The following is an 18,723-nucleotide window of genomic DNA, read 5'->3' as shown; positions in this document are numbered from 1 at the left end:
AACGAAGCTGTCCACCGCGCTCCCAGCGGATGTCAGACCGCGCGCGGCTCCTCGCCGACATTCTCCTCGAGCGTCCGGCGCGCCTTCTCGTAGTGCTCGGGCCGGATGTTGGAGCGCACCGCCGTGAAGGCCGCCATCAGGACGGCGGCGTCGTCCGCGAAGCCGATGCCGGCGAGAAAGTCCGGGATCGCGTCGAAGGGCAGAACGAAATAGGCGAGCGCGGCGAGCAGGATGCCCCGCGAGGCGGTCGGCGTGCGCGGGTCGAGCGCGCAATGGTAGGAGGCGACGACGTCCTCCATGAAGGGGATGTGGCGCAGCGCCCGCTTGAGGGTTCCCACGAAGCCGCGCCGGACGCGCGCCTCCTGGCGCCGCTGCTCGTGCTCGTCGCCCGGAAGCAGGATCTCGCCCGTCAGGCCCTCGCGCAGCGCGGGCCGGGCCTCGGATGCCGTGGATGCGCTCAACTCGCCGTCCGTCGTCATGCCGGTGCCTCCTTCTTCTCGCCGTCGACCCGCACCCATATGGGCGCGGGCTCCCCGGTGGTCAAAGGCGGATGCGTCAGGCCGGAACGCCGGCCATGAAAGCGGCCTCCGGCGCGGCGGCCGGCCGGTCCTCCAGCGAGAAGGCCTCCTCCATCACGTAGGGGCCGCCGCCGACCGAGTCTCGAGAGGAGAAGAGCACGAAGCGACCGACCGCGAAGGGCGGCGTGCGGAAGTCGCCGCGCGCGGCCAGGTAGCGCGCCACCTCCTCGCTTTTGGGGTTGCGCAGCCGCGCCAGCGTCACGTGCGGCGTGAAGCGTCGCGCGTCCGCCGGCAGGCCGAGCCGCTTGGCGATGCGGTCGATCTCGGCCGCGAGCAGTTCCAAGGGCTGCAGCGGCTCGGCGCCGGCATAGATGGCGTGCGGCTTGCGCGACCCGAAGGCGTCGAGGCCGCGCAGCGTCAGCTGAAAAGCGGGACGGCGCACGCGGTCGAGCGCGGCCACCAGCTCGTCGGCCGTGCGCGCGTCGATGTCGCCGAAGAAGCGCAGCGTCAGGTGGTAGTTCTCGGGCTCGATCCAGCGCGCCGAGGGCAGGCCGCCGCGCAGGAGGGACATGGACAGGGCGGCGTCGCGCGGAATCTCGAGGGCGGCGAAGAGGCGAGGCATGGAGACGGGTCCTTTCCCATGGAAGGGGGACGTCTCGCCCGTGCCGTGCGCTCTGGCCCGGCGCCGGGAGCGAGCGGCCGTGTGCCTGTGTTGAGTGGAGACTTTCATCACCACCCTGCGACTTCAAGGGGACGCATGGGTCCCATGCACAGAAACGCATGGACTGTTGTGCGCTGCACAACCACATAGGAGACGACGCGGGGAGGGCGTCCCGCTTCCCCGATTCAGGCTCGCCCCCGAAGTCATGTCCGCCGAACTCTCCTTCCACTCCGCATCGTCCGACCTCGACGCCTCGCCGGCCCATCAGCGCCGCCTCGCGCCCAAGGACGCGGCCCGCTTCGGAGACCACCTCCTGCGGCTCGACGCCGCCTCGCGGCGGCTGCGCTTCGGCGGCGCGGTGAACGAGGACTTCATCCGGGCCTACGCGGAGCGCGTTCTCGGCTCGGCGACCGTGATCGGCCTCTTCGTGGCGGGCGAGCTGCGCGGCGCGGCGGAACTTCACACCCTCGACGATGCGGGCGAGCGGGCCGAGGCGGCCTTCAGTCTGGAGGCGCCGTTGCGCGGCGCGGGTTTGGGGGGCGCGTTCTTCGCGAACCTGCGGCGCGTGGCCGAGCGCGCGGGCGTGCGCCGGCTCGTCTTCCAGTGCCTTGCCGAGAACCGGGCGATGCTGGCTGTCGGTCGCCGCAACGGGGCAGAGCTTCGCTTCGAGGGCGGCGAGGCCCATGCGAGCCTCGCGCTGACGCCGGCGCCCGTCCGGGCTCCGCGCGAGGCGCGGGCGACAAGCGCCGCCGCCCGGCGCGGCGTCGACCGCCTGCGCGGCGGCCTCCAGGTCGGCGAGGCCGCGCTCGGCTGAGGTTCGCCGTCAGCTCTGCGCGCCGGCCCGCCGGATCGCGGCCTGGACGTCGGGCAGGATGCGCTCGACGATCACCGCGACGCCCTGGCTGTTGGGATGCATCTTGTCGGCCTGGTTGAGGTTCGGCACCGCCGCCACCCCGTCGAGGAAGAACGGGTAGAGCGGCACGTCGTATTTGGCCGCCAGCTCCCGGTAGATCGGATCGAACACCCGGCCGTAGTCCATGCCCATGTTGGGCGGCGCGATCATGCCGGCGAGGATGACCTGCGTGCGCGGCCGGCTGGTGAGGCGCTGGAGGATCTGGTCGAGGTTGCCCCTCGTCACGGCCGGCGAGACGCCGCGCAGGGCATCGTTGGCGCCGAGCTCCACGATCACGACGTCGGCGCTCTGGGGCACCGACCAGTCGAGGCGGGCAAGGCCTCCCGAGGTCGTGTCGCCCGAGACGCCGGCATTCACGACGGTCGCGGGCGTGCCGGCCTTCTCGAGCGCCGCCTGGAGCTGTTCGGGGAAGGACTCGCCCGGCCCCACGCCGTAGCCGGCCGAGAGCGAGTCGCCGAAGGCCACGACCTCGGGCCGGTCCTGCGCCGCAGCCGGGCCGAGGCCGAGACACAGCGTCACGATCAGGAGAAGCGATTGGAAGCGCGGCATCGTCCACCCATATCCTGCAGTGCGAAAAGACGGGACGCCGTGGCGCCCCCTCGCCGATATAGGAGCGCGATCCCTTGGCTGAACCGGCGATCCGATTACGAAACGTTCATCTGACGTTGGGTCGCGGTCGCGGCGCGGTGCATGTGCTGAAAGGAATCGACCTCGACGTCGCGCGCGGCGAGTCGGTCGGCATCGTCGGGCCCTCCGGCTCGGGCAAGTCGACGCTTCTCATGGTGCTGGCGGGGCTTGAGCGGGCCGACGAGGGGCTGGTGGAGATCGCCGGCCAGGAACTCGGCCCGTTGAGCGAGGACCAGCTTGCCGCCTTCCGGGGACGGCATGTCGGCATCGTCTTCCAGAACTTCCACCTCATCCCCAACATGACGGCGTTGGAGAACGTCGCGGTGCCGCTGGAGCTGGCGGGCCATGTGGACGCCTTCGGCCGGGCGGAAGCCGAACTTCGCGCCGTCGGGCTCGGCGAGCGCGTCACCCACTATCCCGGCGAGCTGTCGGGCGGCGAGCAGCAGCGCGTGGCGCTGGCCCGCGCGCTGGCGCCAGAACCGGCCATCCTGATCGCCGACGAGCCGACCGGAAACCTCGACGGCGAGACCGGCCGGCAGGTCGCCGACCTCCTGTTCCGCGAGCAGGCCCGGCGCGCCATGACGCTGGTTCTCGTCACCCACGACCCGGCGCTCGCCAAGCGCTGCGGGCGCGAGGTGGCCGTGCGCTCGGGCGAGATCCGCAAGTCCGCCGCCGCCCCCGAGCGCGAGCTCGCCTCGTGACGGGGGTGGGCGCGCGCCGCGCGGGCGACCTCGGGCTCGCCTGGCGCTTCGCCCTTCGCGAGATGCGCGGCGGGCTGCGCGGCTTCGTGATCTTCCTTCTCTGCCTGACGCTCGGCGTCGCCTCGATCGCGGCCGTGAACTCGGTCTCGACCATGATGACCGATGGCATCACGCGCGAGGGGCGCACGATTCTGGGCGGCGACATGCGCTTTGGCCTCATTGGCCGCGAGGCGAGCGCCGAGGAGCAGGGCTTCCTCGCCCGCTTCGGCGAGGTCTCGCCGATCGGCTCGCTCCGTTCCATGGCGCGCCTGCCCGACGGCTCCAACCAGACGCTCGCCGAGGTCAAGGCGGTCGGGCCGCTCTACCCGCTCTTTGGCACGGTGGAGACTGACGGCGGCCAGCCGCTCGGCGACCTTCTGGCGGAGCGGAACGGGCGCTTCGGCGCGGTCGCCGCGCCCGAGTTCTTCGACCGGCTCGGAGTGGAGCCGGGCGCCACGGTGCGGGTCGGTTCGATCGAGCTCGAGCTGCGCGCGCGCCTCACACGCGAGCCCGACGTCCTGTCGGACGGCTTCAACTTCGCCCCGCGCCTCATGGTCTCCCTGCCGGCGCTGGCCGCCAGCCAGCTCGTCCAGCCGGGATCGCTCGTCGAATACGACTACAAGCTCCGCTTCGCCGATCCCGCGACGGTTCCCGCCACGGTCGAGGCCGAGGCGAACCGGCAGTTCCCGCAGGCCGGCTGGAGCATCCGCGACGCGAGCCGCGCGGCGCCCTCGCTCCAGCGCAACATCGAGCGCTTCTCGCAGTTCCTGACGCTGGTCGGCCTCACCGCGCTGATCGTCGGAGGCGTCGGCATCGCCAACGCGGTCGGGGCCTATCTCGACGGCAAGCGCACGGTGATCGCGACCTTCAAGAGTCTCGGCGCGGGCGGGCGCTTCGTGGTGGCGATCTACCTCTTCCAGATCCTCGTCCTGTCGACGGTCGGCGTCGCGCTGGGGCTGGTGCTGGGCGCGATCGCGCCGTTCGGCGCCGCGCGATTCCTGGAGGCGCAGATCCCGGTGGCGGCCGAGGCCGGCGTCTATCCCGGCGCGCTGCTTCTGGCCGCCGCCTTCGGCTACCTGACGGCCCTTTGCTTCGCGATCCTGCCGCTCGGGCGCACGCGCGACGTCGCCGCGACCGCCCTGTTCCGCTCGTCCGAGGAGCCGAGCCTCAGGCGCATCCGCTGGTCCTATGCGCTCGCGGCGCTGGTACTCGCCGCGCTGATTGCGGGGCTGGCCTTCGTCATGGCGAGCGACAAGACGGTGGCCGGCGTGTTCCTGGTCGCGACGGCCGTCGCCTTCGCGATCCTGCGGCTCGTGTCCGAAGCCATCCGCCGCATCGCCCGGCGCCTGCCGCGCGTGCGCTCGATGCCGCTGCGCCTTGCCATCGGCAACATCCACCGCCCCGGCGCGCTCACCGCCTCCGTGGTGCTCTCTCTCGGCCTCGGGCTGACGCTGCTCGTGGCGCTCGCCACCATCGACAACGGCCTGCGCCGCGAGATCGGCACGGGCCTTGCCGCCCGTGCGCCCGCCTTCTTCTTCGTCGACATCCAGAACAACGAGATCGACCCGTTCCGCCAGGAGATCGCCAAGCTCGCGCCGGGCGCGACGCTGGAGGCGGTGCCCATGCTGCGCGGGCGCATCACGCAGCTGAACGGCGTGCCGGTGGGGCAGGTGAACGTGCCGCCCGAGGGCGCCTGGGTGCTGCGCGGCGACCGGGGCGTGACCTATGCCGCGAGCGCGCCCGAGAACACCTCGCTGACCGAGGGCGAGTGGTGGCCGGCGGACTACGCGGGCGAGCCGCTCGTCTCGTTCGCCGCGCAGGAGGGGCGCGAACTCGGCCTGACGGTCGGGCAGACCGTCACGGTCAACGTTCTGGGGCGCGAGATCACGGCGCGCATCGCCAACTTCCGCGTGGTGGAATGGGAGTCGCTCTCCATCAACTTCGTGATGGTCTTCTCGCCCAACACCTTCGCGGGCGCCCCGCACGCCTGGCTCGCCACGCTCGACATACCCGATACGAACGCGGACACCGAGCGCACGATCCTGCGCGACGTCAGCAACACGTTCCCGGCCGTCACCACCGTGCGCGTCAAGGACGCGCTGGATGCGGTCAACGCGCTGGTGGCGCAGCTGGCGCTCGCGATCCGCGCGGCGGCGGCCGTCGCGCTCGTCGCTTCCGTCCTCGTCCTGTCGGGGGCGCTTGCCGCCGGCAACCGGGCGCGCGTCCACGACGCGGTGGTGCTGAAAACGCTGGGCGCCACGCGCGCCACGCTGATCCGCGCCTATGTCACCGAGTACATGGCGCTCGGCACGGCGACGGCGGGCTTCGCGATCGCGGCCGGCGCGCTCGCGGCCTGGTACGTCGTCGCGCGCATCATGCGCCTGCCCTTCAGCTTCGACGCGCCGCTCGCGGTCTCGACGCTTCTCGTGGCGCTGGTCCTGACGGTCGGATTCGGGCTGGCGGGCACATGGCGGGTTCTGGGCCAGCGAGCCGCGCCCGTGCTCCGCGAGTTGTGAGAGGCGCGTGCGAAACGTGGTAAACACCGGTTCGATAACGCAAATTTAATTGGGAAAGCGGGGTGCGGAGCGCCTGCCGAGGCCGTTCTGGGCTTGTGGCGGTGCGAGAGCCTCCGCATATTTCCGCCTAAGGCTTGCTGTGCGTCCCGCCAGCGGCGCCTCGACCGGCGGACCCGCGAGACGGGACGCCGGATGCGACACCCGACGGGACACGAGAAAGGGTACTTTCATGGCTGACAAATGGAACGCCGGGCTTCGGAGCGTTCCCGTTGCGGGAAGCCGGACCGACGCGTCGATCGACCAGGGCCTGCGGTCCTACATGCTCAAGGTCTACAACCTGATGGCCATCGGGTTGCTGATCACGGGCGTGGCCGCCTACGGCCTGTTCAACCTCGCCACCACGACCGATCCTTCGCTGGCCGCCGGCCAGTACCGTGACGTCATGCTCACCCAGCTCGGCGTCGCGGTCTTCGTGTCGCCGCTGAAGTGGGTCCTGATGCTGGCGCCTCTCGCGCTGGTGATGTTCCTGAGCTTCCGCATCCACCGCATGAGCACCTCGGCCGCGCAGGCGACCTTCTGGTCCTATGCCGCGCTGGTGGGCCTGTCGCTGTCGACGATCTTCCTCGTCTACACGCAAGAATCGATCGTTCAGGTCTTCTTCATCACCGCCGCCTCGTTCGGCGCGCTCTCGCTCTTCGGCTACACGACGCGTCGTGACCTGTCGGGCATGGGCTCGTTCCTGGTGATGGGCCTGTTCGGCGTCATCATCGCGATGCTGGTCAACATCTTCCTGCAGAGCTCGGCGCTCGGCTTCGCCATCTCGGTGATCGGCGTCCTCGTGTTCGCCGGCCTCACCGCCTACGACACGCAGCGCATCAAGGAGATGTACTGGGAAGGCGACGATACGCTGGTGGCCGGCCGCAAGGCGATCATGGGCGCGCTCTCGCTCTACCTGAACTTCATCAACATGTTCACCTTCCTCCTCTCGATCTTCGGCAACCGCAACTAAGCCGAGACGACGGGAACGACGAAACAGCGGGAAGGGGCGGTCCGACAAGGACCGCCCCTTTTTCGTGCGCGCGAGGTCGGCTAGAGCGGGAGCCGCGCGACGGGGCACCGGCGTGCCCGAGATCGCTTCCCGAGGTTCCCGCCCATGACCGCCTTCACCCTGCGCGACGCCCGCGAGGACGACGCTCCCGCGCTCCAGCGCATCTACGCCGACGCCGTGCTGCACGGGACCGCGACCTACGAGATCGTGCCGCCCGACGCGGCCGAGATGCTGAACCGGTGGCGCACGCTGACGTCGCAGGGCTACCCCTACATCGTCGCCTGCGACGCCTCGGGCGAGGTCGTGGCCTACGCCTATGCGGGACCCTTCCGGGCGCGGCCCGCCTATCGCTGGTCGGTGGAGGACTCGATCTACATCGATCCCGCCGCCAAGGGGCAGGGGCTCGGCCGCATGCTTCTGGAGCGCCTCGTCGAACTCAGCCAGGAGCTCGGCTTCCGCCAGATGATCGCGGTGATCGGCGGAGCCGACCACCAGCCCTCGATCCGCGTCCACGCGCGCGCCGGCTTCCGCCACATCGGCATCTTCGAGGGGTCGGGCTTCAAGTTCGGCCGCTGGATCGACACGGTGTTCATGCAGCTCGAGCTGAACGGCGGCAAGTCGACCCTGCCGGACGAGACCCGCTACCCCGGAACACTCCTTTAGCGGTCGAGGGGGAAGGCGGAGGCCGTTTCCTCGCCCCCGTCAGTCCTCGACGAGCTTCAGCCGGCCGTCGAAGACGCGCAGGACCTGCGAGAGATCCTGCCCGCGCTTCATCACGAGCCCGCCGGCCGCGACCACGCTGTAGGCGCCCTGGCGCCGTGCCAGCTTCGGGTTCTTCTCGACGCGAAACAGCGGCATCTCGGAGGATCGCCGGAAGATCGAGAACACGGCGCGATCCTTCAGCATGTCGATCGCGTAGTCCCGCCATTCCCCGGCGGCCACCATGCGCCCGTAGACGCGCAGGATCTCGCCGAGTTCGGTGCGGTTGAAGCTGACCACGGGCAGCCCCGTTCCCCGCACGGCGCCAAGGTCGATCAGCGCGGCGGAGCTCTCGGTCGCATCGGTCACAGGCACGTGTCCCTCTTCGCGCCGTGCGGGGTCGCGCCTTGCGGGAGGCGCGCGACCTCACGTCACGGCTCTGTCATCCTGTCACGGAAATGGTCGGGCGCGAAGCGGGTTGCAACGCCCTCGATCTCAGAAGTCGAGCACGGCTGCCGCGAGGATCGTCGATGGCTGGTCCTTCTCGTCGACGCTCTGGACGAGAACCGCGCAGCCGACGCCCTGCCTCGCCTCGAACAGCATGGCGAGCGGAACCGAAACCTCGAGCGGCTCGTCCTTGAGGCTGCCGACGACGCGCCAGTCCCGCACCGCCTGGCTGTCCACCATCTCGCGGCCGCGATTCTCGCCCTCCTCGACGCGCGTCACGGTCTGCGCCGCGTAGGTGACGAGCATCACCACAGGCGCACGGCCGGCCGGCGCGGCGGCGCCCGGCTCCGCCCGCAGCGTCAGGGTTTCGCCGTCGGTGACGAGATCGACGCGCGGACGATCGGCCGCGGCGGTTCGCAGGTCGTTTGCCTCCAATGCCCTGCGCAACGCCGGCCCGTCGCCGCCCGGCAGCGCCACGCTTCCGTTGACGACGGCCTGCGGCGTGGCGAGCGAGCCGCTCTTCAGCTGCCGGGCATAGTCGCGCTGGCGCTCGCCGTTGCGGTTCGAGCCCAGCGTGTCGCGCCAGCCGATATAGTCCCAGTAGTCGACGTGGTAGGCGACCACCACGAGGTCCGCATCCCGACGTAGGTCGCGGATCACGGCCTCGGCGGGCACGCAGTCGGCGCAGCCCTGGCTGGTGAAGACCTCCACGACGCCGCGCACTGTCTCGCTGGTGGCGCGGCGCTCGCCCGAAACGCCGACGCCCGGCCCGCAAAAGGCCGCCGCGAGGACGAGGGCGAGGAATTGAAGGGGCGAGGGGAACATGGGCGGGTCGCTTCGACGGAATCGATGACCCGGCCAACATATGGCAGGCTTGGCACTCACTCACCGTGCGGCCCGGTCAATCGTGGGTGACCGGAGGGTGATGAGGTCTCTCGAAACGACGAACGCCGCCCCGAAGGGCGGCGTTCGCATGTTGGTCCTGGACGGCTCGCCTCAGGCGGCGAGCTGGCGCAGGACGTAGGGCAGGATGCCGCCGGCGCGGAAGTATTCCAGTTCGTCCAGCGTATCGATACGGCACAGAAGCGGAACGTCCAGCACCTCGCCGTTGGCCCGCGTGATGCGCACGTTCACCGTCTGGCGCGGCTTGACGTCGGCCAGACCCTCGATCGTGACGGTCTCGTCGCCCTTGAGCTCCAGCGACTGCCAGCTCGTGCCTTCCTGGAAGACGAAGGGCACGACGCCCATGCCGACGAGATTCGAGCGGTGGATGCGCTCGAAGCTCTGCGCGATCACGGCGCGAACGCCGAGGAGCACGGTGCCCTTGGCCGCCCAGTCGCGCGAGGAGCCGGTACCGTACTCCTTGCCCGCGAAGACGACGGTCGGCACGCCCTCGTCCTGGTAGCGCATCGCCGCGTCGTAGATCGGCATCTGCTCCCCGTCGGGGAAGTGCTTGGTGATGCCACCCTCGATGCCCGGCACCATCTGGTTCTTGATGCGGATGTTGGCGAAGGTGCCGCGCATCATGACCTCGTGGTTGCCGCGACGCGCGCCGTAGCTGTTGAAGTCCACGGGACGCACCTGGTGCGAGACGAGGTAGTCGCCCGCCGGGCCGTTCTTCTTGATCGAGCCGGCCGGCGAGATGTGGTCGGTGGTGATCGAGTCGAGGAAGAGCGACAGGATGCGCGCGTTGTGGATGTCGGTGACGGGCTTGGGCGTCATCGTCATGCCCGTGAAGTAGGGCGGGTTCTGCACGTAGGTGGAGCGGTCGTCCCACTGGTAGGTCTGGCCGCCCGAGACCTCGATCTGCTGCCAGTGCCGGTCGCCCTTGAAGACGTCGGAATAGCGGGTCTCGAAAAGGTCGCGCGTCACCGTCCTGCGGACGATCTCGGCGATCTCCTGCGTGGTCGGCCAGATGTCCTTGAGGAAGATGTCGCGACCGTTCTGGTCCTGACCGAGCGGGTCCTTCGTGATGTCGACGAACATCGAGCCGGCGATGGCGTAGGCGACGACCAGCGGCGGCGAGGCGAGGTAGTTCGCCCGCACGTCGGGATTCACGCGGCCCTCGAAGTTGCGGTTGCCCGAGAGCACCGACACGGCGACGAGGTCGTTCTGGTTGATCGCCTCGGAGATCGCCTCCGGCAGCGGACCGGAATTGCCGATGCAGGTCGTGCAGCCGTAGCCGACGAGGTTGAAGCCCATGGCGTCGAGGTCGGTCTGGAGGCCGGCCTTCTCGAGATACTCGGTCACCACCTGGGATCCGGGCGCGAGCGAGGTCTTCACCCACGGCTTGACCTTCAGGCCGAGGGCATGGGCCTTGCGGGCCACGAGGCCGGCCGCCACCAGGACATTCGGGTTCGACGTGTTGGTGCAGGACGTGATCGCGGCGATCACGACGTCGCCGTCGGCGATGCCGTGCGTCGCGCCCTGCACGTTGTGGCGCACGGTCTCCGGCGTCTTGTGCGGGGGCACCGCGCCCTCGTCCATGAAGCGCGAGTCGCCGACCGAATCGGGCAGCTCGCTCTTCTTGCGGCCGCCCTGGAGCTCGACGAGCGCCTCGCGGAACTTCACGGAGGCCTCGGTCAGCGCGACGCGGTCCTGCGGGCGCTTGGGGCCGGCGAGCGAGGGAACGACGGTCGACAGGTCGAGCGAGAGCGTGTCGGTGAAGACCGGCTCGGCGGCGCCCGCCTCGTAGAACATGCCCTGCGCCTTGGCATAGGCCTCGACGAGCGCGATGCGATGCTTGTCGCGGCCCGTGGCGTCGAGATAGCCGAGCGTATCCTTGTCGATCGGGAAGAAGCCGCAGGTCGCGCCGTATTCCGGCGCCATGTTGGCGATCGTCGCCTGATCCTCGAGGGTCAGGTTGGCAAGGCCCGGGCCGTAGAACTCGACGAACTTGCCCACCACGCCCTTCTTGCGCAGCATCTGCGTGACGGTGAGCACGAGGTCGGTCGCGGTCGTGCCCTCGGGCAGGCGGCCGTCGACGCGGAAGCCGATCACTTCCGGGATCAGCATGGAAACGGGCTGGCCGAGCATGGCCGCCTCGGCCTCGATGCCACCGACGCCCCAACCGAGAACCGCCAGGCCGTTGACCATGGTCGTGTGCGAGTCGGTGCCCACCAGCGTGTCGGGATAGGCGACGGTCTCGCCGTTCTCTTCCTTCGTCCAGACGGTCTGGGCGAGGTATTCGAGGTTCACCTGGTGGCAGATGCCCGTGCCCGGAGGCACGACGCGGAAGTTGCGGAAGGCGCCCGAGCCCCAGCGCAGGAAGGTGTAGCGCTCGCCGTTGCGGTCGTACTCGACGTCGACGTTCTTCTGCGCGGCGTCGGGCTGCGCGAAGTAGTCCACCATCACCGAGTGGTCGATCACGAGGTCGACCGGCACGAGCGGGTTGATCTTGTCGGGGTCGGCGCCGAGGCTCTGGGTGGCGTCGCGCATGGCTGCCAGATCCACCACGGCCGGAACGCCCGTGAAGTCCTGCATGAGGACGCGCGCCGGGCGGTAGGCGATCTCGTGGCCGGCCGAGCCGCGATCGTCGAGCCAGCGCGCCATGGCGCGGATGTCGTCGGCCTTGACCGTGCGGTCGTCCTCGTTGCGCAGAAGGTTCTCGAGGATGACCTTGAGCGAGTAGGGCAGGCGCGAGGCGCCCGTGAGACCGTTGGCTTCCGCCGCCTTGAGATCGAAATAGACGTAGTCGCGTCCCTCGACGGTGAGGGTCCGGCGGCTCTTGAAGCTATCGGGATGGGCCATGAGGTCTCGTTCCTTATCGAACCATTGGATGTCCGAAAGGCGAACGACCGCCGCGCCCGCGAGGCGCGGGTGCGTTGGAAGATGCGGGTGCGACCATTTCCGCCCGTCCGCCTCGGGCCCCGCCGGGAATGCGGGCCGCGTGAGATCGGCGCTATGTGGCCCGCGCCGGTCGCTGGCGCGGTTGAGGGCCTTATAGGCAAGTTTGTAACGGCTATAAAGGGCGACAGGCGCGCCTTTGACGAAAATTGCCGCCGAGCCTTTCCGCAAGGTTTCCGCCGCGCGCCCTTGCCATCGCGCCATGGCGTCCGCACAAGGGCGGGCCGTCTCCCCGCAGCCTCGAGGCCGTTTCCGACCCTTGCCGACGCTCACGCTTCTCGATCTGACCTGGGGCCGGGAGGGGAGGGCGCTGGCGCCCGCCGTGACGCTGCGGCTTCCGGCCGGCGAGGCGCTGACGGTCACGGGACCGAACGGGGCGGGCAAGTCGACGCTGCTGCGCACGCTGGCCGGGCTCCTGCCGCCGGTCTCCGGCGCGGCGCGGATCGAGGGCTTTTGCGACGCGTCCGGCGAGGAGGAGGAACGGGTCGGCCGCGCCGCGCACTATCTCGGCCACCGCAACGCCCTGAAGCCGGCACGCCGTGTCTTCGCCGAGCTCGCCTTCTGGGGCGCGGCCGGCGGCCTCACGCCGCCGGAGGCGCTGGAGGCGGTCGCCCTGCCGCGCGTCCACGACCTGCCCTGCGCGGCGCTCTCGGCGGGGCAGGCGCGGCGCGTCGCCATCGCGCGTCTTCTGGTCGCGCCCCGGCCCGTATGGCTCCTCGACGAGCCGAGCGCCGCGCTCGACGCGGACGCCGCCGCGCTTCTCTCCGCGCTCTGCCGCTGCTTCCTCGGCGGGGGCGGGATCATCGTCGCGGCGACTCACCTGCCGCTCGGGCTCGACGCGCGCGAGCTGCGCCTGAGCGAGCCCACGCCCTTGTCCGTGTCGTCCGACGGCTGGAGCGAGTGGTGATGGGCCGCCTGTTTCGCCGCGACCTCGCGCTGCTGCTCACCGGCTCGGGCGGGGGGGTGACGGGCGTCCTCTTCTTTCTCGCCGTAGTCGCGACCATCCCGTTCGGCGTCGGGCCGGATCTTCAGCTCCTCGCGCGCATCGGCCCCGCGATCCTCTGGATCGGCGCGCTCCTCTCCGCGCTCCTGTCGCTCGACCGCCTGTTCCAGCCCGACCGCGAGGACGGCACGCTCGACCTCTACCTGATGGGCGGCCTGCCGCTGCCGCTGGTGGTTCTGGCCAAGTGCGCCGCGCTCTGGTGCGCGAGCTGTCTGCCGCTGGTGGTGGCGAGCCCGCTTCTGGGGCTGCTTCTGGGCGTCGAGCCCCCGGCGCTCCTCGCGAGCGCCCTGACGCTTCTCGTCGGCACGCCCGCGATCGTCCTGATCGGGGCGGTGGGCGCTGCGGTCGCAAGCGCGCTTCCGCGCGGCGGCGTCCTCGTCTCGGTGCTCACCCTGCCGCTCTGCGTGCCGGTGCTGATCTTCGGCGTGTCGTCCACCTTCGGGGCGGTGGATGCCGTCGCGCCCTTCCGCGCGCCCTTCCTGATCCTCTGCGCGCTGACGCTCCTCTACGGCGCGATCGGCCCGATCGCCGCCAGCACGGCCCTGCGCGCCGCCAACGACTGAGAACGCCATGACCTACACGTTCCATGCCGAGACGCCCTCGATCGACGATTATCGACGCCTGCGCGCGGTGAGCGGCCTCAGCGTGAAAAGCGAGGCGGCGGCGCGGCTCGGCCTGCCCAACACCTGCCATGCGGTCGTCGCGCGCTGCCAAGGGCGCGCGGTCGGCATGGGCCGGGTCATCGGCGACGGCGGCTGCCACTTCCAGATCGTCGACATGGCGGTGGAACCCGAACACCAGGGTCGCGGCATCGGCAAGCGCATCTTCACCGATCTCGTCGCCTGGCTGCGCGAGTCGGCGCCCGATACCGCCTATGTCAGCCTGATCGCCGACGGCGACGCGCGCCATCTCTACGCGAAAGAGGGCTTCGAGCCCGTGATGCCGGCCTCGATCGGCATGGCCATGTGGGTCCACGGATTTCCGGGTCGGGCCGACGGTTTGCGCGAGGCGTAGGACCGTTCTAAACCAGCGGCATGCCCCGGAGCCCGGACCCCAGACCCTCATGAGCCGCATCGACACCGTGCGCCCCTCGCGCTTCGCGCTTCTGGCCAACCCGACGCGCTTCCTCGAGATATCCGGGCGCGTGCTGCCCTATGCCTTTGGCGCGGCGGCGGCGCTTCTCCTCGCGGGTCTTGCGATGGCCCTGCGGGCGCCGGAGGACTACCAGCAGGGGATCACAGTCCGCATCCTCTTCGTCCACGTGCCGTTCGCCTGGCTGTCGATGATGACGTGGACCGTGATGAGCCTCTCGGCGCTCGGCCTTCTCGTCTGGCGGCACCCCATCGCCGAGGTCGCGATCCGCACCGCCGCGCCAATCGGCGCCGTGTTCACGTTCCTGTGCCTCTTCACCGGATCGGTCTGGGGACGGCCGATGTGGGGGACGTGGTGGGTCTGGGACGCGCGCCTCACCTCGGTTTTCGTCCTGTTCCTGATGTATCTCGGCCTGATCGCGCTGACGCGCGCCTTCGAGGAGCCGCAGCGGGCGGGCCGCATGAGCGCGGTCTTCGTGCTGGTTGGCTTTCTCGTCATCCCGATCATCAAGTTCTCGGTGGACTGGTGGAACACGCTGCACCAGCCCGCCAGCGTCCTGCGCATGGGCGGGCCGTCGATGGACGCGAGCTACCTGTGGCCGCTCTTCCTGTGCGCCGCCGGCTTCACGATGCTGTTCTTCGCCCTGCATCTGACGGCGATGCGCACCGAGCTGCGCCGCCGCCGCATCGCGAGCCTCGAGCGGCGCCGCGCGGGGACGGGCGCATGAGCGGCTCCTACGTCTGGTTCGTGGGCGCGGCCTACGGCATGTCGGCGCTGGCCATCGGCCTGCTCGGCGCCTGGATCGCCGTCGACGCCCTGCGAACGCGCCGGCGCCTCGCCAGCCTCGATGCCGAGCGGGGGCGGCGATGACCGCGCCCGGCGAGAGCGCGCCCTCGCGCCGCCGACGCGTCTCGGTCGCGCTCCTGCCGCTCCTCGTCTTCGCGGCGCTGGCGGGCCTCTTCCTCTACCAGCTTCGCTCGGGCCACGACCCGCAGTCGCTTCCCTCCGTCCTGATCGGTCGCGCCGCGCCCGAGACCGTCCTGCCGCCGCTGGAAGGGCTGCGAAGGGCGGACGGCGCTGCCGTGCCGGGCCTCGCGATCCGCGGCGGCGACGGGCGCCCGCGCCTCGTCAACGTCTTCGCCTCGTGGTGCGGACCCTGCCGCGAGGAGCATCCGCTCCTTCTCGCGCTCTCGCGCGACACGCGGCTGCGGGCGCTCGGCCTGCGCATCGAGGGCCTGAACTACAAGGACGCCCCCGACAACGCGCGCGGATTCCTCGGCGAGCTCGGCAACCCCTACGACGCGGTGGGCACGGATCAGGCGGGGCGTTCGACGATCGACTGGGGCGTCTACGGCGTGCCGGAAACCTTTCTTGTCGGGGCCGACGGCACGATCCTCTGGAAGCAGACGGGTCCGATGACGCCGGACGCCGTGCGGCGCGGCCTGCTGCCGGCCCTCGGCCTTCCCGCTTCCTGATCCAGGCCTAGAGGCAGAAGCCGAAGGCCATGCCGGTCCAGATGCGCGCGCCGGCAAGGCTCCAGAGGGCAAGTCCCGAGGCGCCCGCCAGCGCCAGAACCGCGATCGTCGTGAGGTCGCCCCGCGTCATGCCGTCGCCTCCCGCTCGATGCGCCGGTCCGGGATCGGCAGGTTGACGAGACCGGCCAGCACGCCGAGCGCGATCGAGATCGCCCACACGATGTCGTAGGAGCCGGTCATGCGATAGGCGAGGCCGGCCCCGAAGGCGCCGCAGAAGGCACCGATCTGGTGGCTCATGAAGACGATGCCGAACAAGGTCGACAGGTGGCGCACGCCGAAGATCTGCCCGACGAGGCCGCTCGTCAGAGGCACCGTGCCGAGCCACAGGAAGCCCATCGCACAGGCGAACAGCGTTGCCGACAGCGGCGTGAAGGGGAGCGCGAGGAACACCGCGAAGACCACCGCCCGGCCGAGATAGATCGCGGCCAGCACGTTGCGCTTGCGCAGGCGGTCGGCCGAAAGGCCGAAGACGTAGGACCCGATGATGTTGAACAGGCCCACCAGAGCCAGCGCCCGCGCGCCGACCGCCGGGTCGAGCCCCTGGTCTGCGAGGAAGGCGGGCAGGTGGGTGGACACGAAGGCGATGTGGAAGCCGCACACGAAGAAGCCGGCGTTGAGGAGCCAGTAGCCCGGATGGCGCGCGGCCTCGGCGAGGCCCTCGCGCAGGCTTCCGGCCCCCGCCGGCAGCGCACGCCCCATGCCGGACGCAGGCGGTGCGGCGCGGATTCCGAGCGCCAGCGGCACCATGAACGCCGCGAGCGCGGCGCCCGCCAGGAGCATGCCGCGCCAGCCCAGCGCCTCGATGCCGAGCTGGGTCGCGGGCACGAGCAGGAACTGGCCGAACGAGCCGCCCGCCGTCACGACGCCGAAAGCCATGCCGCGCCGCTCCGGCGGTACGAGCCGACCGACTGCGCCCAGCACCACGACGAAGGTGACGCCGGTCATGGCGAGACCCAGAAGGAAGCCGAGCGTCAGGTGAAGGCTGAGCGCGTTCGAGACGCCCGCCGAGAGGGCGAGCGCCGCGGCATAGACGAGGCCGCCGACGGCCGCGACGCGGCCCGCGCCCCAGCGGTCGGCCACCGCGCCCACGAACGGTTGGGCCAGGCCCAGCATCAGGTTCTGGATGGCGATCGCCAGACCGAAGGCCTCGCGGCCGACGCCAAGGTCGACCTCGATCGGTCGCAGGAGCAGCCCGAAGCCCTGGCGCAGGCCCATCGCGATCGTGACGATCGTCGCGCCGCACAGGAGCGCGACGACGGCTTGACGCGACAGGGCGGGCGGCGAGGGCATGGGCGTGCGACCGGGCTGCGGAACGGGAAGCGGAGCTTAGCGCTTCGCCGCCCGGTTGCCGAGTCAGGCGGGTTCGAGAAATTCGATGCGGTTGCCGAACGGGTCGTCGGCGTAGAAGCGCCGGAAGCCCGGCAGAGGTTCGTCGTCGCGCGTCGCGTGACCGGCCGCTTCCAGGCGGGCGCGCAGGGCGGCAAGGTTTGATACGCGCAACGCCGGATGCGCCTTGCGGGCCGGCCGGAAGTCCGGCTCGACGCCGAGATGCACCTCTGCCGCGCCGGACGCGAACCAGACGCCGCCGCGTCCACGCAGCGCCTCGGGCTTCGGCTGTTCCCTCATGCCCAAGACCTCGCCGTAGAAGCGGCGCGCCGCAGCCTCCTCCCCGGCGGGCATGGCGAGCTGGACGTGGTGGAGGGCTTCGATCGGCATGGCGGCTCCCGGCGGCGAGACGGTCATCATCGCATGGCGGACGGCTTGCCGCACGGGGACTCGCCGCCGCCCGTTCGCCGCCCATCTCACCGCACCATGAGCGATACCCTCCCGCCGTCCTTCTCCGTCCGCGTGCCCGAGGGCGACGGCCTGCCCCGCCGGGTCTGCGACCATTGCCGCTTCGTCGCCTACGAGAACCCGAAGATCGTGGTCGGCTCGGTGGTGCGCGCGGGCGACGAGGTGCTCCTGTGCCGGCGCGCGATCGAGCCGCGCCGGGGCTTCTGGACGATTCCGGCGGGCTACATGGAGCTGAACGAGACGCCGGAGGAGGGCGCGAGCCGCGAGGCGCGCGAGGAGGCCGGCGCCCGCATCGCGATCGAGCGCCTGCTCGCGGTCTATTCGGTGCCGCGCATCAGCCAGGTGCAGCTCATCTTCCGCGCCACGCTGGAGGACCGGGCCCTCGAGGCGGGCCCGGAAAGCCTGGAGCTGCGCCTGTTCCGCTGGGACGACATTCCCTGGGACGAGCTCGCCTTTCCTTCGGTCCACTGGGCGCTCCACCACGAGCGCGAGGCGGCGGCCGGCGCCAGCCCCGTGCCCTTCGGCAACCCGGCGGGCGAGGCCGGCACGCACATGCCGGACGGCCGCCCCCTGCCGGTCGGCGACTTCTAGCGCCCGCGCGCGTCGTCGGTCGTGCGGCGGATCTCGGCGACCAGCGCGGGGTCGAGGTCGAGGCGCGCGGCGAGCATGTCGAGATAGGCGCGCTCGGCCGGATGGTCGGGATCGATCGCGATCACCGAGGCCGTGTAGACCTCGACGGCGACCTCGTGGCTCGGCGTGCGGCGCACCAACTCGTCGATCGAGAGCGGGCGGCGAAGCTCGTCCATCAGCGCGCCCTTCTCTTCCGGCTCGAGGTCGAGGTCGTCGATGCGCCCGAAGATCGCCGCTTCCTCGTCGCGGTCGATGTAGCCGTCGGCCTTGGCCGCCGCGATCATGGCCGACAGGAGGAGGCGGGCCCGCTCCTCGGCCTCCTCGGCCAAGGGCTGGAAGGGGGTGGCTGCGGCGGAAGGAATGCTGGCCGGGCCAACGGGGCGGGGCAGGGGCGCGGCGCCGCCCTGCCCGGCGCGGGCGGCCCCCTGCTGGGCCTGATAGTTGGTCCACGCCTTATAGCCGAGGCCCGCCACCAGCGCGAGGCCGCCGAGCTTCAGGGCCGAGCCGCCGAGGCCCTTCGTCGCCTTGCCCTTCAGGAGTTGCGAGGCGAGGCCGCCGGCGAGCGCGCCGCCGATCGCCCGGCCCGCGAGACCGCCGCCGCCACCGCCCGGACGCGAGCCGGCGCCGCCGAGAACCTGGCCGACGAGCCCGCCG

At 70.9% G+C, this 18,723-nt stretch carries 22 protein-coding genes; 12 read left to right on the top strand and 10 right to left on the bottom strand.

The window, feature by feature from the left end; translation table 11 throughout:
• Positions 1 to 32 precede the first annotated feature (32 nt).
• Positions 33 to 425, bottom strand: a complete 393-nt coding sequence (locus AUL35_RS18525; protein ID WP_062017660.1) for a YkvA family protein — start codon at positions 423 to 425, stop codon at positions 33 to 35.
• 130 nt (positions 426 to 555) lie between these two features.
• Positions 556 to 1,140, bottom strand: a complete 585-nt coding sequence (gene thpR / locus AUL35_RS18520; protein WP_062017600.1) for an RNA 2',3'-cyclic phosphodiesterase — start codon at positions 1,138 to 1,140, stop codon at positions 556 to 558.
• A gap of 244 nt (positions 1,141 to 1,384) precedes the next feature.
• On the opposite strand from thpR, the gene AUL35_RS18515 reads away from it, so the two are divergent.
• Positions 1,385 to 1,993 carry a GNAT family N-acetyltransferase gene (locus AUL35_RS18515; protein ID WP_062017599.1) on the top strand — a complete coding sequence of 203 codons (609 nt, stop codon included), beginning with the start codon at positions 1,385 to 1,387 and terminating at the stop codon, positions 1,991 to 1,993.
• A gap of 9 nt (positions 1,994 to 2,002) precedes the next feature.
• Here the strand turns inward: AUL35_RS18515 and AUL35_RS18510 are convergent, their stop codons facing one another.
• Entirely contained in the window at positions 2,003 to 2,641 is a 639-nt protein-coding gene (locus AUL35_RS18510) for an arylesterase (protein ID WP_062017597.1), read from the bottom strand.
• Between the two features lie 74 nt (positions 2,642 to 2,715).
• Here AUL35_RS18510 and AUL35_RS18505 point away from each other — a divergent pair, with 74 nt between their 5' ends.
• From AUL35_RS18505 to AUL35_RS18490, 4 genes are all read left to right on the top strand, one after another.
• On the top strand, positions 2,716 to 3,420 hold the full coding sequence (locus AUL35_RS18505) for an ABC transporter ATP-binding protein (RefSeq protein WP_062017595.1): 705 nt from the start codon (positions 2,716 to 2,718) through the stop codon (positions 3,418 to 3,420).
• 62 nt (positions 3,421 to 3,482) lie between these two features.
• Complete coding sequence (locus tag AUL35_RS18500; RefSeq protein WP_082666454.1) at positions 3,483 to 5,975, top strand: ABC transporter permease; 2,493 nt, start codon at positions 3,483 to 3,485, stop codon at positions 5,973 to 5,975.
• Between the two features lie 229 nt (positions 5,976 to 6,204).
• Entirely contained in the window at positions 6,205 to 6,984 is a 780-nt protein-coding gene (locus tag AUL35_RS18495) for a Bax inhibitor-1/YccA family protein (RefSeq protein ID WP_062017591.1), read from the top strand.
• 144 nt (positions 6,985 to 7,128) lie between these two features.
• Positions 7,129 to 7,686, top strand: a complete 558-nt coding sequence (locus AUL35_RS18490; RefSeq protein WP_062017589.1) for a GNAT family N-acetyltransferase — start codon at positions 7,129 to 7,131, stop codon at positions 7,684 to 7,686.
• Between the two features lie 39 nt (positions 7,687 to 7,725).
• Here the strand turns inward: AUL35_RS18490 and AUL35_RS18485 are convergent, their stop codons facing one another.
• The 3 genes from AUL35_RS18485 to acnA form a co-directional block, all read right to left on the bottom strand.
• Complete coding sequence (locus tag AUL35_RS18485) at positions 7,726 to 8,061, bottom strand: DUF2794 domain-containing protein (RefSeq protein WP_244493827.1); 336 nt, start codon at positions 8,059 to 8,061, stop codon at positions 7,726 to 7,728.
• A gap of 156 nt (positions 8,062 to 8,217) precedes the next feature.
• Positions 8,218 to 8,994 (bottom strand): DUF1223 domain-containing protein, encoded by a 777-nt coding sequence (locus AUL35_RS18480; protein WP_062017585.1) that lies wholly within the window; start codon positions 8,992 to 8,994, stop codon positions 8,218 to 8,220.
• A 171-nt stretch (positions 8,995 to 9,165) separates the two neighbouring features.
• The gene (gene acnA, locus AUL35_RS18475; protein WP_062017583.1) at positions 9,166 to 11,919 is read right to left on the bottom strand and encodes an aconitate hydratase AcnA; all 2,754 of its coding nucleotides are present in this window, start codon (positions 11,917 to 11,919) and stop codon (positions 9,166 to 9,168) included.
• A gap of 355 nt (positions 11,920 to 12,274) precedes the next feature.
• On the opposite strand from acnA, the gene ccmA reads away from it, so the two are divergent.
• Genes ccmA through AUL35_RS18450 form a run of 6 tightly spaced genes read left to right on the top strand, consistent with a single transcriptional unit; the run spans position 12,275 to position 15,585 of the window.
• On the top strand, positions 12,275 to 12,922 hold the full coding sequence (gene ccmA, locus AUL35_RS18470; protein ID WP_244493825.1) for a heme ABC exporter ATP-binding protein CcmA: 648 nt from the start codon (positions 12,275 to 12,277) through the stop codon (positions 12,920 to 12,922).
• Entirely contained in the window at positions 12,922 to 13,581 is a 660-nt protein-coding gene (gene ccmB, locus AUL35_RS18465) for a heme exporter protein CcmB (protein ID WP_062017581.1), read from the top strand. Before ccmA ends, ccmB begins: the two co-directional genes overlap by 1 nt.
• A gap of 7 nt (positions 13,582 to 13,588) precedes the next feature.
• Entirely contained in the window at positions 13,589 to 14,032 is a 444-nt protein-coding gene (locus tag AUL35_RS18460; protein ID WP_062017579.1) for a GNAT family N-acetyltransferase, read from the top strand.
• 49 nt (positions 14,033 to 14,081) lie between these two features.
• Positions 14,082 to 14,837 carry a heme ABC transporter permease gene (locus tag AUL35_RS18455; RefSeq protein WP_062017577.1) on the top strand — a complete coding sequence of 252 codons (756 nt, stop codon included), beginning with the start codon at positions 14,082 to 14,084 and terminating at the stop codon, positions 14,835 to 14,837.
• Positions 14,834 to 14,980 (top strand): heme exporter protein CcmD, encoded by a 147-nt coding sequence (ccmD, locus tag AUL35_RS21715; protein ID WP_082666442.1) that lies wholly within the window; start codon positions 14,834 to 14,836, stop codon positions 14,978 to 14,980. The genes AUL35_RS18455 and ccmD overlap by 4 nt, the downstream gene beginning before the upstream one ends.
• Positions 14,977 to 15,585: a DsbE family thiol:disulfide interchange protein gene (locus tag AUL35_RS18450; protein ID WP_062017575.1), complete on the top strand. Its 609-nt coding sequence runs from the start codon at positions 14,977 to 14,979 to the stop codon at positions 15,583 to 15,585. Before ccmD ends, AUL35_RS18450 begins: the two co-directional genes overlap by 4 nt.
• 7 nt (positions 15,586 to 15,592) lie before the next feature.
• Here the strand turns inward: AUL35_RS18450 and AUL35_RS23085 are convergent, their stop codons facing one another.
• The 3 genes from AUL35_RS23085 to AUL35_RS18440 form a co-directional block, all read right to left on the bottom strand.
• Positions 15,593 to 15,715: a hypothetical protein gene (locus AUL35_RS23085; RefSeq protein ID WP_280137356.1), complete on the bottom strand. Its 123-nt coding sequence runs from the start codon at positions 15,713 to 15,715 to the stop codon at positions 15,593 to 15,595.
• Entirely contained in the window at positions 15,712 to 16,935 is a 1,224-nt protein-coding gene (locus tag AUL35_RS18445; RefSeq protein WP_062017573.1) for an MFS transporter, read from the bottom strand. The genes AUL35_RS23085 and AUL35_RS18445 overlap by 4 nt, the downstream gene beginning before the upstream one ends.
• 63 nt (positions 16,936 to 16,998) lie before the next feature.
• A complete protein-coding gene (locus AUL35_RS18440; RefSeq protein ID WP_062017656.1) occupies positions 16,999 to 17,361 on the bottom strand; it encodes a VOC family protein in 363 nt (120 codons plus the stop codon).
• A 96-nt stretch (positions 17,362 to 17,457) separates the two neighbouring features.
• On the opposite strand from AUL35_RS18440, the gene AUL35_RS18435 reads away from it, so the two are divergent.
• Positions 17,458 to 18,030 (top strand): NUDIX domain-containing protein, encoded by a 573-nt coding sequence (locus tag AUL35_RS18435; protein ID WP_062017654.1) that lies wholly within the window; start codon positions 17,458 to 17,460, stop codon positions 18,028 to 18,030.
• Here the strand turns inward: AUL35_RS18435 and AUL35_RS18430 are convergent.
• On the bottom strand, positions 18,027 to 18,723 hold a 697-nt coding region (locus tag AUL35_RS18430), incomplete at its 5' end, for a tellurite resistance TerB family protein (RefSeq protein ID WP_062017571.1). The two genes, AUL35_RS18435 and AUL35_RS18430, sit on opposite strands and share 4 nt — an antisense overlap.

Source organism: Aureimonas sp. AU4 (assembly GCF_001463765.1).
Taxonomy (GTDB): Bacteria; Pseudomonadota; Alphaproteobacteria; order Rhizobiales; family Rhizobiaceae; genus Aureimonas.
The sequence above is the reverse complement of the archived record's forward strand: the minus strand, read 5'-3'. Positions and strand labels throughout refer to the sequence as shown.

Coding starts and splice junctions, on each gene's coding strand:
- AUL35_RS18455 (WP_062017577.1), top strand. CDS start 14,082: ATGAGCCGCATCGACACCGTGCGCCCCTCGCGCTTCGCGCTTCTGGCC.
- ccmB (WP_062017581.1), top strand. CDS start 12,922: ATGGGCCGCCTGTTTCGCCGCGACCTCGCGCTGCTGCTCACCGGCTCG.
- AUL35_RS18440 (WP_062017656.1), bottom strand. CDS start 17,361: ATGCCGATCGAAGCCCTCCACCACGTCCAGCTCGCCATGCCCGCCGGG.
- AUL35_RS18495 (WP_062017591.1), top strand. CDS start 6,205: ATGGCTGACAAATGGAACGCCGGGCTTCGGAGCGTTCCCGTTGCGGGA.
- AUL35_RS18480 (WP_062017585.1), bottom strand. CDS start 8,994: ATGTTCCCCTCGCCCCTTCAATTCCTCGCCCTCGTCCTCGCGGCGGCC.
- AUL35_RS23085 (WP_280137356.1), bottom strand. CDS start 15,715: ATGACGCGGGGCGACCTCACGACGATCGCGGTTCTGGCGCTGGCGGGC.
- AUL35_RS18490 (WP_062017589.1), top strand. CDS start 7,129: ATGACCGCCTTCACCCTGCGCGACGCCCGCGAGGACGACGCTCCCGCG.
- AUL35_RS18460 (WP_062017579.1), top strand. CDS start 13,589: ATGACCTACACGTTCCATGCCGAGACGCCCTCGATCGACGATTATCGA.
- AUL35_RS18515 (WP_062017599.1), top strand. CDS start 1,385: ATGTCCGCCGAACTCTCCTTCCACTCCGCATCGTCCGACCTCGACGCC.
- thpR (WP_062017600.1), bottom strand. CDS start 1,140: ATGCCTCGCCTCTTCGCCGCCCTCGAGATTCCGCGCGACGCCGCCCTG.
- ccmD (WP_082666442.1), top strand. CDS start 14,834: ATGAGCGGCTCCTACGTCTGGTTCGTGGGCGCGGCCTACGGCATGTCG.
- AUL35_RS18500 (WP_082666454.1), top strand. CDS start 3,483: ATGCGCGGCGGGCTGCGCGGCTTCGTGATCTTCCTTCTCTGCCTGACG.
- AUL35_RS18450 (WP_062017575.1), top strand. CDS start 14,977: ATGACCGCGCCCGGCGAGAGCGCGCCCTCGCGCCGCCGACGCGTCTCG.
- AUL35_RS18445 (WP_062017573.1), bottom strand. CDS start 16,935: ATGCCCTCGCCGCCCGCCCTGTCGCGTCAAGCCGTCGTCGCGCTCCTG.
- AUL35_RS18435 (WP_062017654.1), top strand. CDS start 17,458: ATGAGCGATACCCTCCCGCCGTCCTTCTCCGTCCGCGTGCCCGAGGGC.
- acnA (WP_062017583.1), bottom strand. CDS start 11,919: ATGGCCCATCCCGATAGCTTCAAGAGCCGCCGGACCCTCACCGTCGAG.
- AUL35_RS18510 (WP_062017597.1), bottom strand. CDS start 2,641: ATGCCGCGCTTCCAATCGCTTCTCCTGATCGTGACGCTGTGTCTCGGC.